Origin of the sequence: Dyadobacter fanqingshengii (assembly GCF_023822005.2) — a bacterium.
GTDB classification, from domain to species: Bacteria; Bacteroidota; Bacteroidia; order Cytophagales; family Spirosomataceae; genus Dyadobacter; species Dyadobacter fanqingshengii.
This window is the reverse complement of sequence record NZ_CP098806.1, coordinates 2,567,309-2,580,746: the sequence shown is the minus strand read 5'-3', so window position 1 is coordinate 2,580,746 and position 13,438 is coordinate 2,567,309. Positions and strand designations below refer to the sequence as shown.

The window sequence follows — 13,438 nt, the reverse complement described above, 5'->3', positions numbered from 1 at the left end:
CTTTTTTAGGGTTCTGGTCACACAAGATTACAGATTGTATTTTTAAAATATTTAATAGAAATTAGACAATAGTCAATGCAAACGTTTGAAATTTTATGCAAACGTTTGAAAAAATAAGAAGAATTAATAGGATGAATCCAAGCACTAACGCCGTCATTTGCGCGCAAATGACGGCGTTAGTGCTTCTAATGGAAACAAACACACTCTAAGGAATTGGTAAATTGGCCCGAAAGAAGCTAAACGTCCTGGCGCAGAACTTCCAGCGGCGGACGCGAAAGAATGCCGCGACTGTTGATCAGTCCGATAAAAACGGTCATCAACGAAACAAACAGGAACACAATGGTCACAGGAAGAAACTCGGGTTTGAACTCGGCTTCGAAGCTGAATTTTGCCAGCAGCCAGCTTCCTACCAGAGAAAGCAAAATGCCTGTTAACGCGGCCAGGGAGCCCAGGAAGAAGTATTCCAATGCTGTGATCGCAAAAATCTGTCTGCGGCTCGCGCCTAATGTCCTCAGCAACACACTTTCCTGCAGGCGTTGATATTTGCTGATTAATACCGAGGCGATCAGCACGATTAATCCGGTCAGAATACTGAAACCGGCCATAAACCGGATAACGAAGCCGATTTTATTGAAAATATCATCCAACACGCGAAGCACTAGTGCAAGGTCAATGATCGAAATGTTGGGGAATTGGCGAACAATGGCTTGCTGAAAAACGGCCGACGCTTGCGGATTGGGCACATGGGTAAGCATGACGTGGAATTGCGGCGCTTCTTCCAGTACGCCGGTTGGGAAAACAACCAGAAAATTAGTTTGCACTTCACCCCAGTTCACTTCGCGGAGACTGGAAATTGTGGTCGACATCATCGTTCCCTGCACATTGAAAATGAGGGTGTCGCCGAGTTTGAGCCTGCTTCGGTCCGCGAAACCCTGTTCGATTGAGATAGGGATCAGGCCGTCGGCGCTTTTGTAGGTTCCCTTCCATTTTCCTTTTGTGAGTTTTTCCGTAGAACTCAGTGAATCACGGAATGTTACCCGGTATTCGCGGCCGAAAATCCTGCGCGACTGTTCCGCAGTGGTGTCGCCTTCGAAGTCAGCAGCCGTTTTTCCATTCACTTCTTCCAATCGCATGTTGACAATGGCAACATTCTGGTTGACAGGAACATTCTGTGCTTTTGCAATAGCCAGCACAGCTTCTTTCTGACTTCCCTGAATGTCGAAAAGGACAATGTTAGGCTGGTTTCCGCTGGACGACATTTTCACCCGGTTGAGTAAAATCGTTTGAACAAAAAACAATGTGCAAACCAGGCACGTGCCGAGGCCGATGGAGACAACCAAAATGGATGTTTGATTATTGGGACGATATAAATTGGCTAATCCCTGCCGCCATAAATAACTCCATGATGTAGGGAAAAACTTGCGCACCAGCCACATCAGCAGACTTGCAGTGGCATATAGCACGACAAAAGACGCCAGAATGCTGGCTGTGAAAACCAATGCTTCAATCCAGGTTTGCATTTGCAAAAATGCGAAACCGTAAATAAAGGCAACAATCAGCCCGTATAACACCCAGGCCCACGGATCTCTTTCCATTTTCACGGCATCCAGCGAAACACGCAACACATTCAACGGCGAAACTTTGCGGATGGAAACGAGCGGGGGCAAGGCAAACAGAATCGAAATAAGCACGCCTATCGCTAACCCTTGGCCGATGGCAAGCCAGGAAATATCCGTAGTAAGCTCAAAGGGAAGGAAATCCTTGATTACAACAGGTAAAAACTGCTGGATCGTCGTGCCCAGAATAGCACCCAATATGGACCCAATGATGCCGATTCCTGCAATTTGAATCAGGTAAATTAAAAAAGCCTGAGAACCTTTAACACCCAGGCAACGCAGAATAGCAATGGAATTCAGTTTTTCGCGAATATAAATATGGATGGCACTCGCCACGCCAATGCAGCCCAAAAGCAACGCAACAAACCCAACTAATGCCAAAAAACGCGTGAGGTCTTTAAACGATCTTCCCGTGTCTTCTTTTTGGGACTGAATGGTTTTGTAGTCCAGATCGCCCGCTTCGAAACGCGGTTCGAGCCGTTTTGCCAGTTTTTCAACGTCTGTATTGGGCGCAAACTTGTAATAATAACGGTAAGCAACGCGGCTCCCTTTTTGCATTAAACCTGTTTGCTTCAAAAAGCGCATAGGAATGTAAACCGACGGCGCAACGGTGCTGGTAAGTCCCGTAGAGCCGGGTGCTTTTTCCAAAATCCCTGCAATGGCAAATGTTACATTGCCAATCTTGATGGAATCCCCGACTTTGGCCTGATATTGCAGCATAAGGCTTTGATCCACAAGCGCTTCCTGTCTATCCCGAAACGTTTTCTCAGCAGTAACCGGAACAGTTTCAAATTTCCCGTAATAGGGAAAATCCCCTTCCAGGGCTTTAACCTGTGCAAGCCTGTTCCCTCCATTTTTGGGGAAATAAATCATGGAAGCAAAACTGCGTTCTTCTGACCGGGTTTTTCCTAATGAATCAACAAGCGTTTTGGCTTTTCCTTCAACCGGCTTACCCGTATTCAGCGCCAGATCGGCGCCAATTAATGTTGCGGCTTGATTATCAATGTTTTGTCTTAGATTATCACCCAGAGAATAAATGGCCACAAGCGCGGCGATCCCAAGAATGATGGAAGAAATGAAAAGTAGGAGTCGTGAGCGGTTTTTACGGCTGTCACGCCATGCCATCTGCAACAACCAGGGAAGATTCAATTTATCTTGATTCATGTTTATTCAGCCAGTTTGCCGCCTTTAATGCGAATAATGCGTTGTGTTTTTGCAGCAAGTTCCAGGTCATGCGTCACCAGCACAAGCGTTGTTCCGGCTTCCCGGTTGAGATCAAAAAGGAGCTTAACCACTTTTTCGCTCGTTTCCGCATCCAGGTTTCCGGTGGGCTCGTCGGCGAAAAGGATTTGTGGTTTGTTGGAAAATGCCCTTGCGAGGGAGACGCGTTGCTGCTCTCCGCCAGACAATTGGGTTGGATAATGATGGCTCCTTTCTGCGAGGCCGACTTTATCAAGCAAATCCAGGGCACGCGGCTTAATGTTCTTTTCGCCACGCAATTCCAGGGGCACCATTACATTTTCGAGGGCTGTCAGGGTGGGAAGCAACTGGAAGTTTTGAAAAATAAACCCTACATAGAGGTTGCGGACGGCTGCCAGCTGATCTTCGCTCAGGCCGTTGAGCTTCGTTCCGTGCAGCTCCACTGTGCCGGAAGTGGACCGGTCCAATCCCGCGCACAAGCCCAGAAGCGTCGTTTTTCCGCTTCCCGAAGGCCCCACAATGGACATGGTTGAACCAGCTGTGATTGAGAAATTAATATTGTCTAAAACGGTCAGGGAACGGTCGCCACTTTTATATATTTTACTAACCTGTTGCAGATCGAGTATGGTATCCATCAATTGTTTTTAATTTTATGTTTTTCCCGTGGTGTTGAACTGGGGTAACTTGATTTACTCCAATTTGGTTATTTTGGATTTAGGTTGCTCATAAATATAGTTTAAACGGCGTTTAAAACTAAATGAACGGCCGCCGTGGAACGGCCCCCCTTGGAACTTCACCGGAACAGTTCAGTGAATTCCTGCTTAAAATTGTTATTGACAGACATTAATATGATGAATCGATTTGTTTTTATTGCCCAAATGCTGCTTTCTGTGGTTCTTTTGGCTTCTTGTAATAGTGAGAAAAAGGAAAATGCTGAACAGACTGGTTCGGTAAAGGCAGTAGCTAAAACGCCCGCCAGCGCCAAAAAGACCATTGTGTTCTTTGGAAACAGCCTGACAGCGGGTTACGGCCTGGATGATCCTTCGCAAGCCTTTGCCGGTTTAATCCAAAAGCGCATTGACTCGCTCGGACTGAATTATAAGGTAATCAACGCCGGCGTGAGTGGTGAAACAACCTCGGGCGGTAACAGTCGGATTGATTGGCTTTTGAAACAACCGCTGGACATTTTTGTGCTCGAACTCGGCGGTAACGACGGATTGAGGGGGATTCCTGTCTCCGAAACAAAGAAAAATCTGCAAGCCATCCTGGATAAGGTGCATGCAAAATATCCGGATGCCAAACTGGTTTTGGCCGGCATGCAAATTCCTCCCAATATGGGGCAAAAATATGCATCGGAATTCAAGGCTGTCTATGCCGAGATTGCCAAAGCCAATAACCTCACACTCATTCCGTTCTTGCTCGAAGGCGTCGGCGGCGAGAGCAAACTCAACCTGCCCGACGGCATTCACCCGACCGAAGAGGGACATAAGATCCTTGCAGAAAATGTCTGGCTCCGCATTAAAGATCTGCTGTGAGATCCGGATGTAAAGGAGAATTGATAAAAAAAGGCCTGGAATAATGTTAAAAACATCCATTCCAGGCCTTTTTTATTTATTAGGTGCTTTCTCCTTACACAACCCTGTCGCCACGAATCAAACGAAGAATTATTGCAACAACTGCAATCACCAAAAGAATGTGAATGATGTTACCCATTCCAAAGCTGGCAAAGCCAAAATAGCCGATCAGCCAAAGAATGACCAAAATGACAGCTATTGTATAAAGAAGATTTCCCATTGTCTTAAATTTTTGAGTTAGAGTTATTTGTGATAATGTAGTTGATATCAATTAGAGTGCCAGCCGTATAGAATAGAAATAAGGCCTTATTATTCCCCGAATTCTACAATATTTGAACAATTGATATAGTGTATAGCTTTAAGTTGTAGAAAAATTTCTCAAAAGTTTATGAAAAGAAACCCTCTGTTTATTTTTTTGATTTGCGCTTTTATCTGCCGCTTTGCCTCGGCAGCCACTGTGGATACAATTCAGGTTTACAGTGCCATCATGAAAAGAAACCTGAAAACGGTGGTTGTAACGCCATCTCAGTACGATTCGGGAAAAACATTTCCGGTTGTTTATCTGCTGCACGGTTACGGCGGAAATTATGCAGACTGGATTTCCAAGGCAAAAGGTTTTGAAAAAGCAGCCGACACTTATAATATGATCATTGTTTGCCCCGATGGCGGTTTTGGGAGCTGGTATTGGGACAGTCCGGTTGATCCGCAGTCACAGTTTGAGACTTATGTATCCAAAGAACTGGTTTCCTTCATTGATACAAAATACAAAACCATCAAAGACCGCACAGGGCGGGGCATTACGGGTTTGAGCATGGGCGGGCACGGAGCGCTTTATCTGGCGTTGAAACATCAGGATGTTTTTGGGGCCACGGGCAGCATGAGTGGGGGCGTGGATATCCGGCCTTTTCCAAACAACTGGGACATGGCGAAAAAGTTGGGCAAATATGCCGAGCAGCCGGAAAGATGGGAGAAAAATACGGTTATCAATATGCTGCATTTGCTCACACCGAATTCGCTGGCGATCATGATCGATTGCGGCGTAGATGATTTCTTTTATGGCGTAAACGAAAAGCTGCATGAACAGCTGATTTACAAGAATATCCCACACGATTATCTCGTACGCCCGGGTGCCCACAACTGGCCTTACTGGACCAATGCGATACAATATCAGTTGCTTTTCATGAACAACTATTTCAGTAGAAAGCCAAATCCTTCCAATTAAATTTCTCTAATTTACATTTCGAAAAAATTGAATCTACCTAACATTAAATTTTACTATTCAGCTAGATGAGCAACTATTCCTCAACTGTGGAACCCACAAAAGCCCGATTCACTGAAAACAGATATTTAATAACCCTCATTTTTGTTACGTCCCTGTTCATGTTCTGGGGCATTGCGATCACGATGGGAGACGTTTTGAACAAACATTTCCAACACGTTTTGAGTCTTACCAAAACACAATCAGCATTCGTACAATTCGCTATTTTCGGCGCTTATGGCGTGATGGGGATTCCTGCGGGGCTTTTTATGAAGCGCTTTGGGTATAAAAACGGCGTGCTTTTCGGATTGTCGCTTTTTGCAATAGGATCTTTCCTTTTTGTTCCGGCAGCCGCAGCCGCTTCATTTCCTTTCTTTGGCGGAGCATTATTTATTCTGGGATGCGGGATCTCAACATTAGAAACCGTTGCACATCCCTTCGTAGCCTCGTTGGGCGACCAGCGGACAAGTGATATGCGGATCAACTTCGCACAAGCATTCAATGCATTAGGCACGATCATTGGGCCGGCGGTTGGTTCTTACTTCCTTTTGAGGAACAATGTTGAAGGCAGCACAGACCTTACTTCGGTAAAAACATTATATATCGTGATCGGAAGCGTCATTGCCACGATCGCTGTTTTATTTTCTTTTGTAAAAGTCCCTGCGCTTACTGATCCGCATGTTGCGGCTGATCCTGCCGCTGCGAATGTCGATACGCATCCTGAAAAGGGCCTCTTTGATCACAAACATTTCAAATGGGCTGTTCTTGCGCAGTTTTTTAATGTGGCGGCACAGGCTGGAACCTGGGCGTTCTTCATCAATTATGGCAATGAGAAAATGGGCTTTACGGATGCAGTAGCTGGCAATTATATGATCCTGTTCTTTGTGCTGATGCTTACGGGTCGTTTCGTTGGAACGTTCCTCATGCGTTTTATCGCACCGCATTCCTTGTTAGCCGTTTTCGCTGCCTGTAACATTATTATGTGTTTGATCATTGCGCAAAGCTGGGGCTGGCCTTCTTTCATTGCATTGTTGATGCTCAACTTCTTTTTCAGCATTATGTTCCCAACGATTTTCAGTTTAGGACTTAAAAATCTGGGAAAACATACGCAACAAGCTTCATCATTTATTTCAATGGGTGTTGTGGGCGGCGCGTTCTTCCCATTTGCCATGGGAGCTGTCGCAGAATCTGACGTAGCGCACGCTTATTATTTACCGATCATTTGCTATTCAGTGATCTTTGCATTTGGATACAAATTTTACAAAGTGCTTTAATGCTGTTAATGATCAGGTTGTTAAGGAATTAAATCAATTGTTAAATATTAAAATGGCCGCTGGGAGCCTACGGCCGATAGCCATATAATTATGAAACTCTGGGGAATAGACTTAGGAGGAACAAAGATAGAATGTGCCGTTCTGGATCCTGACAGGAACCTGGAAGTGGTTGTACGCATGCGACTTCCAACGGAATCGGCAAACGGTTACGAACATATATTGTCGCAGATTAAAAAGCTGATCGATCAGGTTGCCGAGCAAGTAGGAGAGCTGCCAACGAAAATTGGCTTTGCTACGCCGGGCGTTTTGGAACCGGATTCGCAGTTAATGAAAAATTCCAATACAATATGCCTGAATGGAATGCCATTGAAGGCGGATCTTGAAAAAATATTGGGAATTCCGGTTCAGCTTGCCAATGATGCCAATTGCTTTGCACTGGCCGAAGCATTGATCGGTGCAGGAAAAGATTTTCCAAAGGCGGAAGTCGTTTTCGGTGTGATCATGGGCACAGGCGTTGGTGGCGGACTGGTAGTTAATAATAAAATTATTGCCGGACATCACGGAATTGGTGGCGAATGGGGGCATAACATTCTGGAAGAGAACGGCGAACCTTGCTATTGCGGAAAAGCCGGCTGTGTTGAGCAGGTTATTTCAGGACCGGCATTGGAGCGCTTCTACGAGCAGGTGAGCGGCGAAAAGCGGACTATGAAAGTGATATTGGAAAGATATCATGAAGGCAAGGACGAGTTTGCCAAAGCGACGATTGAACGTTTGCTTGAATTTTACGGCCGCGCGATTTCTACGCTAATCAACGTCCTTGATCCGGGTCTGATTGTAATCGGTGGCGGCGTCGGCAATGTTGAGTTGCTTTACACCGCGGGTTTTGAAAAGATAAAAAAATACATTTTCAACAAAGGCGTGGTAACTACACCGATCCTGAAACCAAAACTGGGCGACAGCGCAGGGGTTTTCGGGGCCGCTCTTTTGTAAATACGCTTGGCAGGGCGATTCCGGGGTGTTATAAGCAGTAAACCAGCTATTTCCGAAGCTTCTAAGTGAATTAAAATCACTCTTAACGGAAAATCTTGGTTGTATGTCGACTAACGGAATCTCCTTGCGCGTAAAGTCTATTGATACGATCCGTGGGCTCATTATGGTCATCATGGCGCTGGACCATGTCCGGGATTACTTCCACATTACCGCATTCTCCGCCGATCCGCTGGACCCCAGCACAACCACCCCAGCATTGTTTTTCACGAGGTGGATCACGCATTTTTGCGCGCCGTCTTTCATGCTGCTTTCCGGGATTTCTGCCTATTTATCCAGCCAAAATAAAACAACCGCCGAAACTTCCTCTTTTCTTTTAAAACGCGGCTTGTGGCTCATTATCGTGGAACTTACTTTCATGACATTCGCCTTTTCGTTTGATGTTACATTCAAAACCATTTTCCTCGCCGTGCTCTGGGCATTGGGGACCAGTATGCTGGTTTTGGGGCTGTTTGTTCGGTTTTTTACTCCCAAAGCTATTTTGATTTCAGGCTTGATGCTGATTTTCGGCCATAATCTGTTTGATCTTGTAAAGGCCACGCCTGGATCGGGGCTCGATTTGTTCCTCGGGATTTTTCTGAAAGGGGCTGGAATGTTTGTGCCCAGAGGCGACGGCGGCACCATTGCATTTCTATATGTGATCTTGCCCTGGGCGGGCGTCATGATGTCGGGATACGGGCTTGGAGTGATTTATAACCGCACATTTCCTGAGCAAAAACGACGGAAGCTGCTTTTGCAATCAGGGTTGGCTGCCATTGTGCTTTTCATAGTTTTGCGGCTTGTGAACGTTTATGGAGATCAGGCTCCCTGGACTGCCCAAACGGAAAGCATAAGGACTTTCTTTTCCTTCATGAATGCTTCCAAATATCCGCCATCGCTGATTTTTACGCTCATGACGCTCGGCCCTGTTTTGATTTTACTGGCCTTAACCGAGAATACCAACACGAAACTGACGCGTTTTTTTACTGTCTACGGAAAGGTGCCGTTCTTCTACTTCATGCTGCATTTTTACCTCATTCACGTGCTGACCATGATCGCTGTATTGTCGTCGGGTTACACGTGGGAACAAGCTACAGCGCCGGAACTTTTCTTCAAATTTCGCCCCACCGACTTCGGATATAACTTGGGAATGGTGTATGCGATATGGATTTCAATCGTCCTGGCACTTTACTATCCCTGCAAGTGGTTTGGCGATTACCGGGAGCGGAATAAGAAATGGTGGCTGAGCTATTTATAGTTTGTAATTCCAATTGACATTTAATCTAACCCTGAACTTCGTATGCACATTGCACGCACGTTTGTTTTCATTTTTTACATATCCATACAAATACTTTCCGCGCAAGCACCCGCGGAAAACTATCCCGCAGATCCTGCTTCGGAAGAACAGGCTGGCGTGCCCAAAGGGGAGGTTTTGAAATTCACGTTCGAGCAATCTAAAATTTTTCCGGGAACCTGGCGGGAATATTGGGTTTATGTCCCTGCCCAATACAAACCCGACAAACCGGCCTGTGTTTATGTCAATCAGGACGGAATTCAATGGAAAGCGCCTGTTGTGTTTGATAATCTGATCCATAAGGGCGAAATGCCGGTTACTATCGGTGTTTTTGTGATGCATGGGAAAGTAAAAGCGGCCAATGCAGGCGATGCTAATGACCGGTTTAACAGGAGTTTCGAATATGATGGGTTGGGTGATGCTTACGCCAGATTTATCCTGGAAGAAATATTGCCGGAAGTTGAAAAGCAAAAAACCACCGACGGACGCCAGATCCGTTTGTCCAAAAACGGGAATGACCGGGCGATAGGCGGATCGAGCAGCGGGGCCGTTTGCGCATTTACGGCAGCGTGGGAAAGGCCGGATGCTTTTACCAGGGCTTACAGCGCAATCGGAACGTATGTTGGTCTGCGTGGCGCCGATCGTTATCACACATTGGTCAGAAAATATGAACCGAAACCTATCCGCATTTTCTTGCAGGATGGCGCCAACGACCTGAACATTTACGCGGGCGACTGGTGGATGGCAAACCAGACCATGCTCCGCGCATTAACATTTGCAGGCTATGAGGTAAAACACCAATGGGGTGAAGGCGGCCACAATGGCAAGCAAGGCACAGCATTATTCCCGGAGGCAATGCGTTATTTATGGAAAGACTGGCCTAAACCAGTCAGAGCAGGAATATCACAGAATCAAATGCTTGGTGCCATACCCATTCCCGGGCAGGATTGGGAGCTGGCTTCGGAAAAGCCGAAAGTCAAATATCAAAAGCAAAAAATCGCGAAGGAAATCCCCGGAAATGACTCGATAATTGCCTACAATGGCGATGTATATGTTGCATCGTTAGATGGCGGGGAGAAATCCAGCACAATTTACCTGATCAAACCGAATGGGGAAAAATTAGTTGTTGACAAAGGCTTGCATTTCGCAAGTGGCGTTGCATTAACTCCCGACCAAATATTGTTATATGCCACGGAATCTGCTTCACATTGGGTTTGGGCTTATCAAATCCAGGCGGACGGAACATTGAAACATAAACAAAAATTCGGCTGGCTGCATGTTCGCGATAATGATGAAAATGCCTGGGCCGACGGCCTTACGTGCGATCGCGACGGTCGCATATATGTGGCAACGCGCTCAGGAATCCAGGTTCTGGACCAGACAGGCCGCGTTAATGCCATATTACCAACTCCAAATGGCGCAATGTCAAACATGGCTTTTGGAGGCAAGGATTTCGACACAATCTACGTCACCGCCAATGAAAAAATTTATCGCCGGAAATTGAATGTGAGGGGTGCAAATGGCTGGGACGTTCCCAACAAGCCTGAGGCGCCTAAGTTGTAATAAAAGGCCCACCCGGGACGCCCCAGCCCCATTTGGGCATCGGCTCCTCCGGGTTCATTTTCAGGTCGTCGATGTTGGAGTTGAGGACTGCAATGCGCGTGCCCCACTCGATATAGGCGACAAATGCCGAACGGAATTCGGGATCGTCTGGGAGGCTGATCTCATCGGCTGTTTCCAAAAGCAGGGAAACCCAGCGTTTTCTGTGGGCTTCGGTCAGGTGTTTGGATAAATGCTTTTGGATCATTTTGAAGTGGCTTCCTTCCTGCGTGCTATACATTTCCGGCCCGCCAAAAACCTCAGCTATAAAGTGCGCCACGTGCAACTGATGCTCGGTTGACATGTGCTTAAAAACCGGTTCCAGAAGCGGATCTGCCAACACTTTTTCATAAAAAAGTGCAGTAAGCGTCTCAAAAACAGGCATTCCGCCTGCCCATTCGTATAATGTGGGAATTGGTTTTTGATCCATGAATTTGTTATGCTTTGTATTTCATGACTAGTTAATACTCCATCACAACACCTTCAAATCCATCCAGCTTGCTTATTGTCAGATTGATGAATGTGTTGTCGTAAGTGAATTTGATGGGTTGTCCACTGCTTAATGAGAAGATTCTGGCTGGTTTCTTGGCTGATTTGATTTTGAAATTTAAATTGTAAACCGGCAATGGCTCGAAATAAGTGTTGCCGCTAAACCCAGTTAAATTGACCAAATGCAGGATCAAGCCGTCGCTGTTAATCTTCTCTTTATTACTGACGTTATTCTTCACAAATTCCTTTAAAATAACTTCAACTCTTTGCGGCGCATTGGTTTGAATGTCTAGTGGAGCTTCTGGTAAAACATAATGAATTGCGTCCAGAAGCAGATTTTTGTGTTCCTGATAACCGTGCATATAATAAATCCGTCCGAGGTTCACCGGGAATATGAGCGCCTTACTTTTCGCATGATTTTTAATTCCCAGTGCATAGTAACCGGTTGGTTCGTGACCTCCGATGATCTCCGGCGGGCCGGGGCGGCCTTTGGCCAAAACCGGAAGTAATTTTTGATCGGCGCCGGAAAGATCGTAAAGACCCAGATTGAATTTCCAGAAAAGCATTTTCTGACCCGGAAAACTTTTAAAAATACTCCTGTTATCGGGCACAAGATAATTCCCCGCTCCGTCATTGTCTTTCTTCTCAATTTTTGCCCCAAATAATTCCTGCAATGTTTCCGGACTGTCGAATAATGTGCGGTTAGTGGCGATCAGGTTTGTGCCGGCTTTACTCGCTTCTTTCAGCACTTGAACGGCTTCGGGTTTCAAATAAGTGATTTCGGGAAGAATGATGAGTTTGTAAGCCTTCACTTTCTCGGACAGATTTCCGATCTGCCCGTCTTCAATAATGTCAAAAGGAATGTGTGCCTCCCGCAGCATGAGCTGGATGCCGCGATATTCCTGCATCGGCTCGCCATTAGGCCAGGCGCCGGGTGCAACAATGGCGATTTTGGCAAGCGATTTATATTTACCAAAATACTGCTCATGCTTTTTGTGGAAAGCATAAACCTTCCGAATCACCTCATAATTACGCTCATCCTCATATCCCCGCATATCGCCCATCATGCTGAGATCCAGCCCCGAGCCATTGGCAATGTTCTCATAAAGCCGGATCTGAACTTCTTGAGGCTCAACCGCATTATAACGCGATTGAAAAGAAATCTGCTGAATGCTGGCATTGCTGATAATGTGATCCGGGAAGGAATTTACGGCATTACCCACATTGTCGGAAGCCGTGTAAGGCCAGTAGGGCAGGGTGGTCATGCTTTGCGATTCGTGGCGGATAATATCCACGAACTTATCCGAATACGTGCAAATGGCGATCTGCTCATTTCTGGATTTAACCAGTTTGTGCAGTCTTTCTGACCAATTTTCGACCGTATGTTTCTTAAATTCGAGATACTTTTGATAGAGCGTGTCGGCTTTGTTTTCCTCCGTAGGAAGCACTTTCCCATGGGCATATGCGGCAAAAGCTTTTTTGTCAAAATCATTCTGGTCAATGCCGTGATATTTGCCTTCGTACGGATTATTGACCTGGTAACCCGGCATATTCAGGAAAATTCCGTCGATGGGAAACATATCAATCACCTCTTCAATGATCTTGAAAGCCTTTTCCTGGACATATGGCGCATTAATGGAAACCACATACATGTCGGTATTAATAATCCGTTCGCCTTTTGAAGAAATGTAACACCAATCGGGATGCGCTTTGTAAATGCTTTCGTGAACGCGGCTGAAATCGAAGCGGACAATGACCTTAATGTTGTTTTGATGGCACTTTTTGATCAACTCACCCAATACATTCTCCTTCATAAAAGGATTGGTATAATGGAAATCCAGCTTGGTGGGATAGAACGCCATAATGCCGCCTGCATTGATCAGCAATGTGTTAGCTGAATAGGTGATCAGATCGGCAACGATAGAATCGGCATTGATGGTCGCAGCTTCATAGGATGGCAGGTTCATCTGGATAACGCGCAAATTGTTCCTTTTCCACCAAAGGTCATTAACAGGAGTCTTCTGGGCACAAAGGGAATTTGTAAAAAATATCAGACAAAAAAGCGCTGCAAATTTTTTCATTATGGAGATCAGAGTCGTTTAAAAAGG

11 protein-coding genes are annotated in these 13,438 nt (G+C 45.8%); 6 read left to right on the top strand and 5 right to left on the bottom strand.

Features of this window, described 5'->3' with window-relative positions:
* Positions 1–236: 236 nt before the first annotated feature.
* Together NFI81_RS10785 and NFI81_RS10780 are read right to left on the bottom strand one after the other, a co-directional pair.
* Positions 237–2,780: an ABC transporter permease gene (locus NFI81_RS10785; protein ID WP_234612428.1), complete on the bottom strand. Its 2,544-nt coding sequence runs from the start codon at positions 2,778–2,780 to the stop codon at positions 237–239.
* A 2-nt stretch (positions 2,781–2,782) separates the two neighbouring features.
* Positions 2,783–3,451, bottom strand: coding sequence for an ABC transporter ATP-binding protein (locus NFI81_RS10780; protein ID WP_234612429.1), 669 nt, complete (start codon positions 3,449–3,451; stop codon positions 2,783–2,785).
* A 216-nt stretch (positions 3,452–3,667) separates the two neighbouring features.
* Between NFI81_RS10780 and NFI81_RS10775 the strand changes: the two genes are divergently transcribed.
* Entirely contained in the window at positions 3,668–4,351 is a 684-nt protein-coding gene (locus NFI81_RS10775; protein WP_374759480.1) for an arylesterase, read from the top strand.
* 94 nt (positions 4,352–4,445) lie between these two features.
* Here the strand turns inward: NFI81_RS10775 and NFI81_RS10770 are convergent, their stop codons facing one another.
* Complete coding sequence (locus tag NFI81_RS10770; protein WP_157486687.1) at positions 4,446–4,610, bottom strand: lmo0937 family membrane protein; 165 nt, start codon at positions 4,608–4,610, stop codon at positions 4,446–4,448.
* A gap of 168 nt (positions 4,611–4,778) precedes the next feature.
* Between NFI81_RS10770 and NFI81_RS10765 the strand changes: the two genes are divergently transcribed.
* From NFI81_RS10765 to NFI81_RS10745, 5 genes are all read left to right on the top strand, one after another.
* Positions 4,779–5,612: an alpha/beta hydrolase gene (locus NFI81_RS10765; protein ID WP_234612431.1), complete on the top strand. Its 834-nt coding sequence runs from the start codon at positions 4,779–4,781 to the stop codon at positions 5,610–5,612.
* Between the two features lie 65 nt (positions 5,613–5,677).
* Complete coding sequence (fucP, locus tag NFI81_RS10760) at positions 5,678–6,922, top strand: L-fucose:H+ symporter permease (RefSeq protein ID WP_234612432.1); 1,245 nt, start codon at positions 5,678–5,680, stop codon at positions 6,920–6,922.
* Between the two features lie 87 nt (positions 6,923–7,009).
* Complete coding sequence (locus tag NFI81_RS10755) at positions 7,010–7,912, top strand: ROK family protein (RefSeq protein ID WP_234614867.1); 903 nt, start codon at positions 7,010–7,012, stop codon at positions 7,910–7,912.
* A gap of 103 nt (positions 7,913–8,015) precedes the next feature.
* On the top strand, positions 8,016–9,206 hold the full coding sequence (locus NFI81_RS10750) for an acetyltransferase domain-containing protein (protein ID WP_234612433.1): 1,191 nt from the start codon (positions 8,016–8,018) through the stop codon (positions 9,204–9,206).
* A 42-nt stretch (positions 9,207–9,248) separates the two neighbouring features.
* Entirely contained in the window at positions 9,249–10,805 is a 1,557-nt protein-coding gene (locus NFI81_RS10745; protein ID WP_234612434.1) for an SMP-30/gluconolactonase/LRE family protein, read from the top strand.
* Here NFI81_RS10745 and NFI81_RS10740 read toward each other — a convergent pair.
* The gene (locus tag NFI81_RS10740; RefSeq protein WP_234612435.1) at positions 10,795–11,271 is read right to left on the bottom strand and encodes a group II truncated hemoglobin; all 477 of its coding nucleotides are present in this window, start codon (positions 11,269–11,271) and stop codon (positions 10,795–10,797) included. The two genes, NFI81_RS10745 and NFI81_RS10740, sit on opposite strands and share 11 nt — an antisense overlap.
* Before the next feature lie 31 nt (positions 11,272–11,302).
* On the bottom strand, positions 11,303–13,411 hold the full coding sequence (locus NFI81_RS10735) for a family 10 glycosylhydrolase (protein WP_234612436.1): 2,109 nt from the start codon (positions 13,409–13,411) through the stop codon (positions 11,303–11,305).
* Positions 13,412–13,438 lie beyond the last annotated feature (27 nt).

What these genes read in the sequence shown, in the direction of transcription:
- NFI81_RS10740 (WP_234612435.1), bottom strand. Translation starts at nt 11,271, where the DNA reads ATGGATCAAAAACCAATTCCCACATTATACGAATGGGCAGGCGGAATG.
- NFI81_RS10780 (WP_234612429.1), bottom strand. Translation starts at nt 3,451, where the DNA reads ATGGATACCATACTCGATCTGCAACAGGTTAGTAAAATATATAAAAGT.
- NFI81_RS10750 (WP_234612433.1), top strand. Translation starts at nt 8,016, where the DNA reads ATGTCGACTAACGGAATCTCCTTGCGCGTAAAGTCTATTGATACGATC.
- fucP (WP_234612432.1), top strand. Translation starts at nt 5,678, where the DNA reads ATGAGCAACTATTCCTCAACTGTGGAACCCACAAAAGCCCGATTCACT.
- NFI81_RS10745 (WP_234612434.1), top strand. Translation starts at nt 9,249, where the DNA reads ATGCACATTGCACGCACGTTTGTTTTCATTTTTTACATATCCATACAA.
- NFI81_RS10765 (WP_234612431.1), top strand. Translation starts at nt 4,779, where the DNA reads ATGAAAAGAAACCCTCTGTTTATTTTTTTGATTTGCGCTTTTATCTGC.
- NFI81_RS10735 (WP_234612436.1), bottom strand. Translation starts at nt 13,411, where the DNA reads ATGAAAAAATTTGCAGCGCTTTTTTGTCTGATATTTTTTACAAATTCC.
- NFI81_RS10785 (WP_234612428.1), bottom strand. Translation starts at nt 2,780, where the DNA reads ATGAATCAAGATAAATTGAATCTTCCCTGGTTGTTGCAGATGGCATGG.
- NFI81_RS10770 (WP_157486687.1), bottom strand. Translation starts at nt 4,610, where the DNA reads ATGGGAAATCTTCTTTATACAATAGCTGTCATTTTGGTCATTCTTTGG.
- NFI81_RS10775 (WP_374759480.1), top strand. Translation starts at nt 3,668, where the DNA reads ATGAATCGATTTGTTTTTATTGCCCAAATGCTGCTTTCTGTGGTTCTT.